12 protein-coding genes are annotated in these 14,335 nt (G+C 45.3%); 1 reads left to right on the top strand and 11 read right to left on the bottom strand.

The genetic code is table 11. The annotated features are described in order from the left end of the window. Positions 1-303: 303 nt before the first annotated feature. From MHB63_12940 to MHB63_12925, 4 genes are all read right to left on the bottom strand, one after another. Positions 304-669, bottom strand: a complete 366-nt coding sequence (locus tag MHB63_12940) for a helix-turn-helix domain-containing protein (protein ID MEK3807443.1) — start codon at positions 667-669, stop codon at positions 304-306. Between the two features lie 18 nt (positions 670-687). After that, positions 688-1,677, bottom strand: coding sequence for a Gfo/Idh/MocA family oxidoreductase (locus tag MHB63_12935; GenBank protein MEK3807442.1), 990 nt, complete (start codon positions 1,675-1,677; stop codon positions 688-690). 75 nt (positions 1,678-1,752) lie between these two features. Beyond that, positions 1,753-2,439, bottom strand: coding sequence for an MgtC/SapB family protein (locus MHB63_12930; GenBank protein MEK3807441.1), 687 nt, complete (start codon positions 2,437-2,439; stop codon positions 1,753-1,755). 170 nt (positions 2,440-2,609) lie between these two features. Further along, on the bottom strand, positions 2,610-5,858 hold the full coding sequence (locus tag MHB63_12925) for an efflux RND transporter permease subunit (protein MEK3807440.1): 3,249 nt from the start codon (positions 5,856-5,858) through the stop codon (positions 2,610-2,612). Positions 5,859-6,162: 304 nt separating this feature from the next. Here MHB63_12925 and MHB63_12920 point away from each other — a divergent pair, with 304 nt between their 5' ends. Then, on the top strand, positions 6,163-7,005 hold the full coding sequence (locus tag MHB63_12920) for a TetR/AcrR family transcriptional regulator (GenBank protein ID MEK3807439.1): 843 nt from the start codon (positions 6,163-6,165) through the stop codon (positions 7,003-7,005). 41 nt (positions 7,006-7,046) lie between these two features. Here MHB63_12920 and MHB63_12915 read toward each other — a convergent pair whose 3' ends face one another. The 7 genes from MHB63_12915 to MHB63_12885 all read right to left on the bottom strand — a co-directional run bounded on the left by MHB63_12915 (position 7,047) and on the right by MHB63_12885 (position 14,283). Further along, a complete protein-coding gene (locus MHB63_12915; GenBank protein MEK3807438.1) occupies positions 7,047-7,661 on the bottom strand; it encodes a protein kinase family protein in 615 nt (204 codons plus the stop codon). Positions 7,662-7,697: 36 nt separating this feature from the next. Then, positions 7,698-8,135, bottom strand: coding sequence for a DUF6376 family protein (locus tag MHB63_12910; protein ID MEK3807437.1), 438 nt, complete (start codon positions 8,133-8,135; stop codon positions 7,698-7,700). A 286-nt stretch (positions 8,136-8,421) separates the two neighbouring features. Next, on the bottom strand, positions 8,422-8,724 hold the full coding sequence (locus MHB63_12905; protein ID MEK3807436.1) for a hypothetical protein: 303 nt from the start codon (positions 8,722-8,724) through the stop codon (positions 8,422-8,424). Between the two features lie 100 nt (positions 8,725-8,824). Continuing rightward, on the bottom strand, positions 8,825-10,693 hold the full coding sequence (locus tag MHB63_12900; GenBank protein MEK3807435.1) for a fructose-specific PTS transporter subunit EIIC: 1,869 nt from the start codon (positions 10,691-10,693) through the stop codon (positions 8,825-8,827). 21 nt (positions 10,694-10,714) lie between these two features. Further along, positions 10,715-11,626: a 1-phosphofructokinase gene (gene pfkB / locus MHB63_12895; GenBank protein MEK3807434.1), complete on the bottom strand. Its 912-nt coding sequence runs from the start codon at positions 11,624-11,626 to the stop codon at positions 10,715-10,717. Further along, complete coding sequence (locus MHB63_12890) at positions 11,623-12,375, bottom strand: DeoR/GlpR family DNA-binding transcription regulator (protein MEK3807433.1); 753 nt, start codon at positions 12,373-12,375, stop codon at positions 11,623-11,625. The genes pfkB and MHB63_12890 overlap by 4 nt, the downstream gene beginning before the upstream one ends. Positions 12,376-12,522: 147 nt before the next feature. Continuing rightward, a complete protein-coding gene (locus tag MHB63_12885) occupies positions 12,523-14,283 on the bottom strand; it encodes an ABC transporter ATP-binding protein (protein MEK3807432.1) in 1,761 nt (586 codons plus the stop codon). Positions 14,284-14,335 lie beyond the last annotated feature (52 nt).

The raw sequence follows: 14,335 nt of genomic DNA, 5'->3' as shown, positions 1-14,335 counted from the left end.
GAAAGAGCGCGAATCTTATGCTATCTGAACATCGGGTGGAGAGTATAACGAACGAAAGAGAGCGAATCTTATGCTATCTGAACATCGGCTGGGATTATACCATACGAAAGAGCGTGAATCTTATGCTATCTGACCAACGGGTGAAGATTATAGCGTACGATAACACTTGAATCTTATGCCATCTGACCAACGGCAGCTGATTATACCGTAAAAAAGATATAAAAACCCGACAACAGAAGAGAAAATAGAAAAAGGGTGAATTTGAACGAATCAAATTCACCCTTTTTCTATTTCCCACTCTTTTTACTTATCATTCAGAATGCTCTCTTCAAGTACAGCCGACTTGTCGCCATACACCTTTTCAATATGCTGGAGTCCCCATGCAGACAGCGATTCGAGAACGCCGGTTACGGACCAGCCGTATTCTGTAAGCTCATATTCGACTTTTGGCGGAACCTGATTGTAGATGATCCGCTTGACGATTCCGTCCTCTTCAAGCTCCCTGAGCTGCTGAGTCAGCATTTTCTGGGTAATGCCGGGCATCAGTTTTTTCAATTCGCCTGTCCGCTTTTTACCCCGCATTAAATGGCAGAGAATCACGCATTTCCATTTTCCGCCAATCACTTCAAGAGCAGCTTCTACGGGAATGTTGTACCGCTTTGCTTTCACCTGATCCTGCCTCCGCATTCACTTATTTTTGTCAGCCGGGTAAACAACGCCAATCTGTTTTCTGGCTTCATCCATCACGTTCATCACCGCAATGGAACGGTTATAGGTGTTAATAGACGATTCATAAAGGTCATTTTGAATCAGATCAATGAATTCCTTCATTTCATAGTACATCGTTTCTTCTTTTTGCGGTCGCGTAATATCTTCGATTCTGCCGTCGCGGTAGTGTATTTCCACTTTTCCGATTGTACTGATTCTGTCAATGACGATCGTCCCGTCCTCTCCCTGTATTTCGGAAGGCAGGGCGGAATCAGAAATTTTCGAGTACATCATAACAGCGTCCATGTCCTTGTATTGAAGAAGGATGCTTCCTTCTCCGTCAACGCCTGAATCAAGCATCAGCCCGCTTGCTTTAATTGTCTCCGGCTCACCGAACAGGACAAGGGAAGGATACAGTGCATAGACACCAATGTCCATGAGAGAGCCGTTTGAAAATTCGGGTTTAAATGCATTCAGAACCGTTCCAGAGCGGTATGCGTCGTACCTTGAAGAGTACTGGCAGTAGCTTGCCGTGTATCTTCTGACTGTACCAATCTTATGAAGGTTTTCCTGGATGGCTTTAAAGTTTGGCAGGAAAGTGGATTTCATTGCTTCCATGAGCAGGACGCGGTTTTCTTTTGCAGCCTCAATCATTTTTGTCACTTCTGCTGTGTTGGAAGCGAGCGGCTTTTCACAGAGAACATGTTTTTTATGGTTCATAAATAAAATCGCCTGCTCTGCATGCAGCGAATTTGGACTTGCTATGTAAACGGCATCGATCTCATCGCTTTTTGCCATGTTTTCTAAATCTGTAAATGTTGTCTTCACGTTATATTTAGCAGCAAATTCTTCCGCTTTCTCGCTTGATCTTGAGTAGACGGCTGTAAGCGAAAAATCTTCAACCTGCATAGCGGCCTGAAGCAGGCGGTCTGTAATCCAGTTGGTTCCAATAATTCCAAAGCGTATCAACAGTAGTTCCTCCCAAAAATCAATTTCTGTAATACCTTACCATATACAGGGGCAAACGTCTCAAGTGACGCTTGCTTAAATTAGTTCAACCTCTACAGATTCAATGCCGTGAACGTTTTTTATATCTTCGTACACATCAGACGTATAGCGGTCATTTTTTATCAGCAGGATTAAGTCAACGGTTCTCATTTCCCGGTCAACAACATCCTTGATTTTGACATATTTGATTTTCATATCGTAATCACGGAGAATTTTCAGCACGTCAGATATACTCACGTTTACTGGAACCGTCAATTTTACTTTCAGTTCTTTAAGACGGAGCGTGCGGGGTCCGATTTTTTTTACAAGCGGCGCAATGATTTCAATTGATCCGATCATGAAAACAAGGGCAATCAAAGCCTCCTGATAAAAGCCTGCACCAATGGCAATACCAAGACCTGCAGCTCCCCAGATCATCGCTGCTGTTGTCAGGCCGCTGATGACATCATTGCTTCTCCGGAGGATTGCACCTGCACCAAGAAAACCTACTCCTGATACAATTTGAGCAGCAAGTCTCAGCGGGTCCATCGGCCGGTTGTAATCATTTGAAAAGGTATAGGCTGCCTCTATTGAAATAACGGTCAATAGACACGAGCTCACTGCGATAATAATGGTGGTCTTAAGTCCGAGAGGCTTTTTCTTAATCTCGCGCTCAAGCCCGATGATAATTCCGACAAGCAAAGATAAAAACAACTTAAGAATCGTATGTTGATGAACGATGATATCCTCCAACTCTGTTCCCCCTTTCTCTTTTTATAGTGTACTCATTTGATGTTTGAAACATTATACCATTCGCAGGCATGTGAATATATGTGATTTTGCAAATAAGACCCTGCATTCTCCTGATGCACGGCAAAAAGACACCCTGCATCGCAGGGTGCCTTGCGTACCGCTTATTCTTCTTCAGCGATTGCTGCTTTTTTGCGTTTAAATTTGCTCATGATTTCATAAACGATCGGCACGATGATGAGAGTAAGAAGCGTTGAACTTGTCAGTCCGCCGATGACCGTTACTCCAAGTCCTTTGGAGATAATGCCGCTTCCGCCTTCAATGCCGATGGCAAGAGGGATGAGCGCTCCGATTGTAGCGATGGCGGTCATCAGAATCGGGCGCAGACGCGTTGTTCCTGCTTCAAGCAGAGCTTCTCTCGTTGAAAGTCCCTCGTGTTCTTTGTGAATGACGCGGTCAATCAGCACAATTGCGTTCGTGACAACAATTCCAATCAGCATAAGCGCTCCAATCATGGAGTTGATGCTGATCGTTTCTCCCGCAATCCAAAGTCCAACAAGAGCTCCGATTACTGTAAACGGAAGAGAGAACAGGATTGCGAACGGTGCAAGTCCTCCTCCAAACGTAATGACAAGCACAAGATAAACAATGGCAACAGCTGCAAGCATCGCCAGTCCAAGCTGAGTAAAGGATTCCTGAATATCTTCTGTTACCCCGCCTGTATCAATATCGACTCCTGAAGGCAATGAGAGTTTATCCACTTCCTTCTGAACCTCACCGGATGCTTTGGCCACATCATCTGTTGTCAGTTCTCCGGAAACCTGAACGTAAATTCGACCGTCGCGGCGTGTCACTGTATCAGAGGTTTTCCCCTCTTCAACTGATACAACATCTCCGATTTTCACTTCCTGGCCAAGCGGGGACGTGATTGTTTTTTCAGTCAGATCGTCCACATTATCAAATGTTTCTTTTTCTGTCTGAAGGTAGACGCTGACTTCTTCTCCGTCTCTTTCAACCTGTGTAAGCACTGGACGTTCTCGCTGCGGCATCAGTTCCATGCCGATTTGTCCAGCAGTCAAACCAAGCTTGCTCAATTCCTCCTGGTTTGCGACAAGTGTAAATTCATCGTATGTCTCAGCAAGGCTTGAGCTCACATTTTTGAAGCTTCCGTTGTCATTCATGACTTTTTCGATTTCTCCGACAGTCGGCTCAATGTCTTTCAGTTCGTTGCCGTACACAAAAAACTGAACTTCATTGCTTCCTGCACTTTGGGTAAAGTCCTGTGCAGCCCATTCGCCCTGATCAGTATCTGCCTGAAGGTCCTCAATGACTTTTTCTTTCTCTTTTTCAAAGTTTTCTGTGTCATCTTCATATTCTATAAAGAAGATTGCACTGTTTGTGTCCCCCGGATTCATCGGGTTTTCGCTTCCCAGAGAGAATTGGACAAGCGAGACATTCTCGCGGTCTAATAGCATGCTTTCGGCTATTGTAACAAGTTCTTCTACCTGCTCTTCTGTTTCACCAGGGGCTGGCTTATACGTCGCATATACGAGCTTCTGTTCTTCAGAAGGCAGGAAGCTGACACCGATGACAGGTACAAGGAACAAGCTTCCGACAAGCAGCAGAACAGCAAGTATGGATGTGATCCATTTATGATTCAGCGTCCAGTTCAAAATATTTCTGTAGGCAGCTGTCATTTTTCCCGGCTTATGCTCATCATGCTTTTTAGCCGTTTCTCCGTAAAGGCCTTTCTTAAAGAAACTGTGTGCAAGCATCGGGACGATTGTGACTGCTACAACAAGAGATGCGAGCAGCGCAAAAACGATTGTTAATGCAAATGGAAGGAACAATTCTCCAATCACTCCATTGACAAGTGCAAGCGGAAGGAAGACCGCAATTGTTACGATTGTCGATGACATGATCGGCACAAACATTTCTTTGGTTGCTTCTCTTACCAGCGCCATGCCTCTAAGCTTTTCGCCCTGAAGTGACATTCTGCGGTAAATGTTTTCAATGACTACAATGGAGTCATCGACGACACGTCCGATGGCAACCGTCATTGCTCCAAGAGTCATAATGTTTAAGGTAATGTCCATTTGCTTCAGTAAAAGGACCGCAATCAATAATGAAAGAGGAATGGATACAACTGAAATGAGTGTTGATTTAATATCCCTCAGGAACAAAAGAATGATAATGATGGCAAACAACGCGCCAAAGGCCGCTTTGCTCAGCATCGTGCTTACAGATTCTTCAATAGGCTCTGCCTGGTCCAGCGTCATCTGCACATCAAGGTTTTTGTATTCTTTTTCGTAAGCATCAAGCTCTTTTTTTACAGCATTTGCAACATCAACTGTATTCGCATCGGCAGATTTTACAACCTGCAGACCGATTGCTTCCTTGCCGTTTGTGCGTGAAATGGATTCAGCCTGCCCGACGGACTTGATATCTGCAATCTCTGACAGTTTTACTGTCGGAAGCTCTGCTGCCTGAGGGGCCTGTGCTCCGGGAGCTGTCTGCGTCTGTCCTGCAGGAGGCGCTCCTTCTGTTCCTCCAGGCTGCGCACCTGGATTCTGTCCGGCATCGGGAGCTCCTTCCGCTCCTCCAGGCTGCGCGCCTGGATTCTGTCCAGCACCAGGTGTTCCCTGCTCCATGCCCGATCCTGCTCCATTAGGCACAACAGGAATTTCAAGATTTTTCAGATCATCCATGGACAAGATATTTCCATCAACAACAACAGACTGCTCTTTCTCGCCGAACGTATAAAGTCCAAGAGGGAAGTTTACATCTGCGCCCTTGATGATATTCTGTACCGTCTCCTGATCCAAGCCGTATTCTTCAAGTTTATCTTCTTTAAACGTAAACTGTACCTCTTCTACCTGCTGGCCGGATACCTGAACGGAAGAAACTCCATCAAGGCCTTTTAATGCCGGAACGATGTCATCCTCTGTAAGTTTGGTTAATTCACTGAGAGACTGACCGTCCTCTGAAATGCTTAATGCTAAAATAGGAAAAGCGTTAATGCTCAGTCTTGAAATATCCGAATCATTGACTCCGTCAGGAAAAGACAAGTCTGCTACCGTGCTTTTCACTTCTTCTTCAGCTTCGCCCATATCTTTTTCAAAATCATATTCGATTTGAATGGAAGAGGCGTTCTGGAAGGATGTAGAGCTCACTACATTCACCCCGCCAAGATTCTGAACCGCCTGTTCAATAGGTTCGGTTACTTTTTCGGCAACCTCTTCCGGAGTAGCTCCAGGGTAAACCGTAGTAACTGTCACGATAGGGGTTGTGATATTCGGAATGGTCTCAAGCTTCATGTTCAAGCCCGAATAGAGCCCCGCCGCTGTCACAATAATCGTCAGCAGCCATACAGCAAATTTGTTCTTAAGGACAAAATTAATAATGGAATTCATGTGATCCTCCGCAGGTGAAATTTTTTTTAAGAAAAGCGCAATTACTAGCCAAGTTCCAGGAGACAAACAGGAAATTTGCTTAAGATTCCCGTTTGCGGTTCAGCCATTCCGCATTTTCATTGACTGACTGGTCATAATAATTAATAATATAAATGACCAGTCGTTTACAGTCAAATATAATTAGCTTGTTCCAGTATGAATTTTATGTAAATGTGAACATTCAGTCATAAATCTGCTGTCCATCAGGAACATTATGATGAGTGCAAAACGAGGCGGCAAATGCACGTGTAAGGAGAATCAGCGAATGAAGGAAAAAGAAAAACGGATCATTGAAGCGGCGATGAGCCTTTTTGCAAAAAAAGGGGTCACTTCAACGTCCATTCAGGATATCGTCAATGAATGCGGGATTTCTAAAGGTGCTTTTTACCTTTATTTCAAATCAAAGGATGCTCTTTTGCTTGAGACATTCAAATATCATTTCGAACTTATCCATACGAAGATGCAGTCTGTCCGGGAAGAGGAACTCGAGCCCCGTGAACTTCTAATCAGGCAGCTATCCTGCCAGTTCAGTGAAATTAATAAACATAAAGATTTCATCATCATGCAGATGCGTGAAAATGCCGTGCCGAACAACCCTGCCGTTGCAGCCTTTCTCCAAAAAATGAATGCCGAAGCGAGCCTTCTTGTCAAAAATTCTCTCTCCTCTATTTACGGAGAAGAGATTCATTCTTTTATCTGGGATCTTACGGCCATTCTTCAGGGAATGATTCATTCATATTTGAAGTACATCATTCTTGATCAGACAGAGCTTGATTTTGACGCACTTTCTGTCTTTATCGTGAACCGGATCGATGATGTAGTGTCAGGCCTGATCCGCTCAAATGAAAAGCCGATCCTAACAGGCGAAGTGCTGACCAAGTTTTCACCATGTTCCGGCATCAGCCTTGATGATCTTCTTGAAGCTATTTCCCGCCATAAAGAAAAAGTGTCGGGAGACCTGCTTGTGACACTCGAGGTTCTCGAGTCTGAACTGCAGGAACCGCAGCCAAGAACAGCAGTCATTCAGGGAATGCTTGCCAACTTCAGCCGGGATTCGGCTTTATCTGATTTAAAGGACAGCATTGCTCATTATTTCAAATTAGAATAGAAAAAAGAGAGGTCCCTTTCGTTCGGGAGATCTCTCTTTTTCTATGAGGCTAACGGAATCAGTTTCTTTTTATAGAGGGCAGCGATAACGTTCATCAATGCCGCGGGGATTCTTTTAGGAAAATAGGCTTTCCTGTAATATTTATGAAAAGCTGTTTTCAGATCGTTCCACTGTGTACAATGTTTCGTCTGCCGAAACCTTGCTACATCAATCATCATGATTCGCCCTTCCGATGTAATAAAGATGTTGCGAAGGTGAATATCCGAAGGGTTCAATCCTCTCATTTTAGCGGATAACAGCGCACTGTCCACTTCCGCAATGTGTTCGTCTGTAATGGAAATTCCGCTGCTGACACATTCAAACAGGGTGCTGCCTTCAATGTAATCGATGACCAGAAAGTTATCACCTGCTTCATACAAAGAAGGATAATACTTAATCCCCTTAAGGGTCCTGTAAATGTCAGCTTCCTCTTTTGCGACATGTGTAAAATCAGGAAAGAACACTTTTAACGCTTTTTCTTCGCCGCTGAGCTTAAAGACGAATGCACTCCTGCCTGCTCCAATGAACGTCAGGGACGGATTGTGGCCCAAAAGCCTTGCCTTCGTTCCTCTGCCGCCTATTTTCACGCTGTCAGCGAGCTTGCTCCAGACTGTCATAGGAAAACCTCCATTCGTTTTAAACGTCTTTTACTATTACGAGCCAAGCTGCTCGATCTGATCCAGAATCTGTTTCATTTCATTTATATTTTTCATCATCTCTGAGTCTTCCAGCATCTGTAGGGTGTATTCTCCATTCTCCAGCTGCTTAAGAGCCGAATCAATGCCGCTTTCGAGCGATTCACTGTACGTTATGAGCTGACTATGGGCATCCTGAGCTGCACCAGGTGCCTCAATCTCTTTAAAGGCTTGAATTTCTTCTTTCATCGTAAGCAGGCTTTGCTCTAATTCCGCTCTTGCCTGCCCGCTACCGGCAGCTTTTTCCGCAAGAGCAGGCGCTTCCTCAGCAAATGCCGCTGCTTTGTTCATATAATCTTTTGCATCATTGGCATATTCAAGTGTCGAATTAACCTCCTGCAGAAAAGAACATCCGCTAAGAAACACGATGGTTAAAACAGCAATTAGTTTCATCATCCATTTCAATTAAACCGCTCCCTTCCATTTTCCACCTGCTATTCCCTCTGTAATATGCAAAAAGACGCTGCGGCCAATGAATTGGCCGCAGCGTCTTTTTTAGAAAGAGACTTCACCAATAAATCGGCAAAGGTCTCGCTAACAGCGGATTGCTGCCAGCAAAGCCGGGGAAACGGTCCCGTAATGACGACTTTGCTGTTAAAGCTACTCCCCTTTAAGGAATAGATATGATGTTATTTCTATTATACCCCGGTTGATGTGCAACGGTCAATTACAGCGCCCCGGGTTACACCGTCATTTTTTCACCCATGACAAAATAAAAACCTGAAGACCGGATGTCACTTGCTACACTGTGAAGTCCTTCTTCCTCAAGCTTTGTACAAAGCTGCTCAGGATTCTGAAGACTGAAAGCAAGCATTTCTTCTTTGCCGAGCCCTGATATCCGCACATCATCAAGCAGATGCATAAATTCCTCATCAGCAAACACATTAATTCCAACCTCATAAGCAACGGCTCCAGTGTCAGTGCCGTCAAGATTGATTTCTTCTGATTTTAAATACCAGAAATCGTAATAGATAATGTCAGACATAATCGCATTCCTCCATGAATTGTTGGTGAATGCATTGTACCAGAAAAATGGCCGGCGTGTAAAAAAACGGGCGCCCATTCGTTCAGCGCCCGTTTCAAGATTATTCTTTTGCGTCCTTCTTGAGGATTCCCACCATAACCGCTGTGATGACGGCTCCTGTTAAAATAGCCGCGATGTAAAGCAATGGATTTCCATCAACAATCGGAATAACAAATGCTCCTCCGTGCGGGGCACGAAGTCCGATGCCAAAGATCATTGTCAGTGCTCCTGCAGCAGCCGAACCAATGACAGCTGCCGGAATGACTCTGGCAGGATCTGAGGCTGCAAACGGGATCGCTCCTTCTGTAATAAAGGTTGCTCCCATCACATAATTTGTTTTCCCTGCTTCTCTTTCAGCTTTTGTAAACTTCTTTTTAAAGAATGTCGTAGAAAGGGCAAGCCCAAGCGGAGGCACCATTCCCCCTGCCATAATAGCGGCATGAGGAGCAAAGTTGCCGGCATCGATCATGGCGATTCCAAAGGTGAAGGCCGCTTTGTTGATTGGGCCTCCCATATCTACTGCCATCATGCCTCCAAGAATCAGTCCAAGCAATACGAGGTTGCCTGTTCCCATGCCTTTCAGCCAGACAGTCAGCCCGTCATTAATGGCCTTGACCGGCTCAACGACAACAAACATCATAATCAGTCCGGTCAAAAGGATGCCAAACAGCGGATACAGCAGCACCGGTTTAATTCCTTCAAGTGAACCCGGCAGACCGCTGAACGCCTTTTTAAGTCCGACAACAAGATAACCTGCAAGAAATCCGGCAATCAAGCCTCCAAGGAACCCGGCTCCGCCAGTTGCCGCCATCAGCCCGCCGACCATACCTGGTGCAAATCCCGGCCTGTCGGCAATACTCATCGCGATGAATCCTGCAAGAACAGGAATCATGAGATAAAAGGCGTTGCCTCCGCCAATCGTGCTGAGCGCTTCTGCAATCGGATGATAAGAAGGATCATCAGGCTTGGCAGCGTTGATTCCAAAGACGAATGACAGGGCAATTAAGATCCCGCCTCCGACTACAAACGGGAGCATGTTGGACACACCGCTCATTAAATGCTTGTAAAAACCGGATCTTCCGGACTTGCCTTCTGCAGATTTTTTTGGTTCTCCGCTTGCTTTATAGATTGGAGCATCCTGGTCAAGAGCTTTTTGAATGAGCTCCTGCGGCTTGCGGATACCTTGTGCGACAGGAACCTGTATCACATGCTTGCCTGCAAACCGGTCCATCTCCACCTGCTTGTCGGCAGCGACAATAATGGCTGCAGCTTCTGCAATGTCTTCCTCTGTCAGCGCATTTTTAATGCCGCCTGAACCGTTTGTCTCCACTTTGATGGGGACATTCATTTCTTTTGCTTTCGCTTTGAGGGCATCAGCTGCCATGTACGTGTGGGCAATTCCTGTAGGACAGGCAGTGACGGCAAGAATCATTTTACCTGAAGCAGCCGGTTCTGAAGCCTCCTCCTCTTCCATTTCCTTTTCTTTTTCGTTTATTGCGTTCAAAATCTCATCTGCTGTTCCGGCATTCTCAAGCTTCTTTTTAAAAGCAGGATCCATCAGAAAGCCGGACAGTCTGGAAAGCGTTTGCAAATGCTCGTTATTTGCGCCCTCAGAAGCAGCAATCATAAAGAACAAATGGGCAGGCTGACCGTCGAGAGATTCATAGTCTGCTCCCTGCCTGGACCGGCCAAAGGCAATAGCAGGTTCTGCCACTGCATTCGTCTTGGCGTGAGGAATGGCAATCCCTTCGCCGATTCCTGTTGTACTTTGTTCCTCTCTGGCCAGAATTGCTTTTTTATACCCTTCTTTATCTTTAAGCTTTCCGGATTTGTGAAGAATCTCAATTAATTCATCTATCACTGCCGGTTTAGTGCTGGCGCGCAAATCCAGAATGATTGTATCCCGCGTCAATAAATCCGTAATTTTCATTGTTTCTTCCCCTTTCCCTCTTTAAATCTCTTCAACTGTTATCTCTTTAATGAGCTCCTGGACGAGTTCTTTTTGTGCAAGATCCTCTGAAAAGGCAGTTGCGCTGCCCGCTGCAACCCCCTGACGGAATGATTTTTTCACATCGCCGTGCATCGTATATCCTGCGAGAAATCCGGCTACAACTGAGTCTCCCGCTCCTACTGAATTCCTGATCTCTCCAGCTGGAACATTTGCAATAAACGCCGATTCCTGATTGATAAATACAGCACCGTCTCCCGCCATGGATACAATGACATTCTGGACACCCTCATCAAGAAGCTTTCGTCCGTACACTACAGCCTCATCTGCACTGCGTATGTCTGTGCCGAACAATTCTCCAAGCTCATGATGATTCGGCTTAATCAGAAACGGTTTCATGCTGAACGTGTTCTTTAATGCATTGCCGAAGGCATCGATCACCGTTTTCACACCTGCATCCCGGGCAATTTGGGCTGCCTCTCTGTAAAAATCTTCTCCGAGACTTTTTGGTATGCTGCCTGCAAGGACTAGAATGTCACCCTCCTGCAAGGCAGATATTTTCTTCAGCAGCTGCTGCTTCTGGGTTTCCCGGATTTCCGGACCCTGCCCGTTTATTTCCGTTTCAGTGCTGGATTTGAGTTTAATATTTATCCGTGAATAACCATCTGCAGGGATAAAATGGCTTGTGATTTGTTCTTCAGCCAGAAAATCCTCTATAAAGCTGCCGGTAAATCCTGCGGTAAAGCCGATAGCCTTGCTGTCTGCCCCAAGGCGCTTTAAAACTCTTGACACGTTGATGCCTTTTCCGCCCGGAAACATATTCTCGTTTTTTGTGCGGTTAATTTGACCTTCCTTAAAATCATCGACCCCTATCACGTAATCGATGGAGGGATTCAGCGTACATGTATAAATCATGGTGCCACAACCTTTATCACTGTTTTTTCCATATATTCATAAGCGGCATCTTCTTCAAGTTCATTAGTGAGAATGACAGCCTCACTGAGGTCTGCAATTTTTGCAAAAGACCATTCATTGAACTTCGACTCATCTGCCAGTACATATGCCTCCTGAGACAGAGAAACAGCAAGCCTCTTCATTGCCGCTTCTTCCGGGTCTGGAGTCGTAAACCCCGCTTCGGCGTGAATGCCGTTCACGCCCATGAAACATTTATCAAAACGGTACGAACTTAACCCTTTCTGAGCTTCACTGCCAATCAATGCCCTTGTCTTAGGCTTAACCATTCCTCCTGTCAAGAAAGTCGGAATGCCCTGTTCAAGCAGCGGTTCGAGATGGGTAACGCCATTTGTCACAACCGTTATCTCTTTACCCTTCAGGTAGGGAATCATCTGCATCGTCGTCGTTCCCGCGTCTATATAAATACTGTCGCCGTTCTTCACAATCGCCGCGGCTGCTTTGGCAATCCGCTCTTTTTCTTCCGAATGTCTCAGGGCCTTTTCGCTTACACTGAGTTCTTCGCCCTTTTGATGGAGGAGAGATGCCCCCCCATGGACACGCTTAAGCTTCTTTTCCTTCTGCAGCTGGCTTAAATCTCTTCTGATGGTTGATTCTGATGAATCCGTTGCATCTACCAGCTCCTGTATAGTCGCTACTTGCTTTTCCTGCAAAACCGACAGGATCAAGCGGTGCCGTTCTTGTGTAATCATAGCGCCCCTCCGTCTGTTTCAACTTTATGACCTAATAGTAACGTAAGCCCTTTCAAAAATCAATCAAAAACATCCAAAAACAATCAAAAATGTTCATAAAACTCATAAACACAGTCAAAATCAATCAAAAAAAAACTGTCCGATCTCTCAGACAGTTCCGTTTAATCCTATATTCTGAAGCTTCAGCTGCTGCACAGCAAACTCTCTGTACATCGCATGCGATTCGAGCAATTGTTCATGTGTTCCAGAACCCGTGACTTTTCCTTTGTCCAAAAAGATGATTTTATCAGCATCGATGACCGTTGACAGTCTGTGGGCAATAACGAGCGTTGTTCTGCCCTTCATCAAATTGCCGAGTGCTTTTTGAACGACAATTTCTGAGTGGCTGTCAAGGCTTGATGTTGCTTCGTCAAGGAGCAGCAGCTTCGGATCGCGCAGCAGCGCTCTTGCAATTCCGATCCGCTGCCGCTGTCCGCCTGAGAGCTTGACGCCTCTTTCTCCGACCTGTGTATGATACCCCTCCGGAAATTCTTCAATAAATTGGTGGGCATACGCCATTTCAGCAGCCCGGACAATCTCATCGTCTTTGGGATCACGGGTTAATCCGTAGCAAATATTTTCTTTGACAGTCCCAGATGTGATGGGACTTTCCTGCGGAACATACCCGATTTGCTCTCTCCATGACTGAAGGGAAAACTCTTCAATTCCATCTTCACCAAGCAAGATTGCTCCGCCGGTTGGCTTGTAGTAGCGTTCCATCAATGAAAATAACGTTGTTTTGCCGCTTCCGCTCGGACCTACAATGGCAGTCGTTTTACCCGGTTCAATTTCCATCGCCACTTTGGTTAGTATCGGGTCATTTTTATAGGCAAAATCAACCTCATGAAAGATGATCGGTTTTGCAATGCTCTTCACTTCTTTTCCTGCAGATAAGCTTTCCTCTTCTTCCCCAAGGATCTCAATCATGCGCTCTGAGGCTCCCATTGCTTTTTGAAGCTGAGTAAAGAACGCCGTAAACTGGGTCATCGGGATGACGATCTGAAACAAGTACAGAATAAATGCGACGAGATCTCCAGATGAGATGGCGCCGGACTGCACTCTTAGTCCGCCGTATCCAAGGATGATGACTAATAGCGACATAATGACAAAAGAGATCAGCGGTCCGATCAGCGCATGAATCTTTGCTTCCGAAAGGCCAAAGGAAAACAAGCGGAAAGCCCCCTCTTTACCTGATTCATATTCTTTTTTTTCAGCGTTCGATGATTTCACGAGGCGTACATGGGACAGCACTTCACTCAATAGAGAAGTAAACCGTGCTGTTTCATCCTGAAGTCCTTTTGAAACCTTGTACATTCTTCTTCCAAGAGGAAGCAGAATCATGATTGAAAGAGGAATCAGGGCAAGCATAATCAGCGTCATCTGCCAGTCTAGGTAAAGCAGAATTCCGAACGAGCCGATTATGGCGATGATGCCTGTAAAAAAATTGGTGATGTGATCAGTGATCAGCCCTTTTAAAATGGCTGTATCATTTGTCATCCGGCTGATCATTTCACCTGTCTTGTGATGATCGTAAAATGAAACCGGAAGATGAATATGCTTCTTCCATAAACGTTCTCTAAGCTTGGCAACCACATGCTGCCCGACATAATTCAAAAGATAAATGGAAATTCCGCTCGTAACCGCCTGTGCGACAAAGGCTGATAATAAGAGCACAATATGGAAGGCTCCAATTTTCTCAAAACTAAAATCGTCAATAAGATTTTTTGTGAAAAGCGGAATAACAAGACCTGCAAGCGTGGAAATGACGCTTAGAATGCCTGCAGCCGCCAATCTCGCTTTAGACGGTTTTGTGTCGCGAATCAGTTCATAAAAAAGCCGCAGTCTGTCTCCGTATCCTTGTTCTTTCATTGTTTTTTCCCCCATCATGCATACTCATCATCTATTATACAGATATCTCCAG

The organism is Bacillus sp. FSL H8-0547 (genome assembly GCA_038002745.1).
GTDB lineage: Bacteria > Bacillota > Bacilli > Bacillales > Bacillaceae > Bacillus_P.
This window is presented reverse-complemented; position numbering and strand designations above follow the sequence as displayed.

Excerpts from the sequence above, each read along its gene's own strand:
- MHB63_12925 (MEK3807440.1), bottom strand. The coding sequence starts at position 5,858 with ATGAATTCCATTATTAATTTTGTCCTTAAGAACAAATTTGCTGTATGG.
- MHB63_12905 (MEK3807436.1), bottom strand. The coding sequence starts at position 8,724 with ATGTCTGACATTATCTATTACGATTTCTGGTATTTAAAATCAGAAGAA.
- MHB63_12910 (MEK3807437.1), bottom strand. The coding sequence starts at position 8,135 with ATGATGAAACTAATTGCTGTTTTAACCATCGTGTTTCTTAGCGGATGT.
- pfkB (MEK3807434.1), bottom strand. The coding sequence starts at position 11,626 with ATGATTTATACATGTACGCTGAATCCCTCCATCGATTACGTGATAGGG.
- MHB63_12900 (MEK3807435.1), bottom strand. The coding sequence starts at position 10,693 with ATGAAAATTACGGATTTATTGACGCGGGATACAATCATTCTGGATTTG.
- MHB63_12920 (MEK3807439.1), top strand. The coding sequence starts at position 6,163 with ATGAAGGAAAAAGAAAAACGGATCATTGAAGCGGCGATGAGCCTTTTT.
- MHB63_12885 (MEK3807432.1), bottom strand. The coding sequence starts at position 14,283 with ATGAAAGAACAAGGATACGGAGACAGACTGCGGCTTTTTTATGAACTG.
- MHB63_12890 (MEK3807433.1), bottom strand. The coding sequence starts at position 12,375 with ATGATTACACAAGAACGGCACCGCTTGATCCTGTCGGTTTTGCAGGAA.
- MHB63_12915 (MEK3807438.1), bottom strand. The coding sequence starts at position 7,661 with ATGACAGTCTGGAGCAAGCTCGCTGACAGCGTGAAAATAGGCGGCAGA.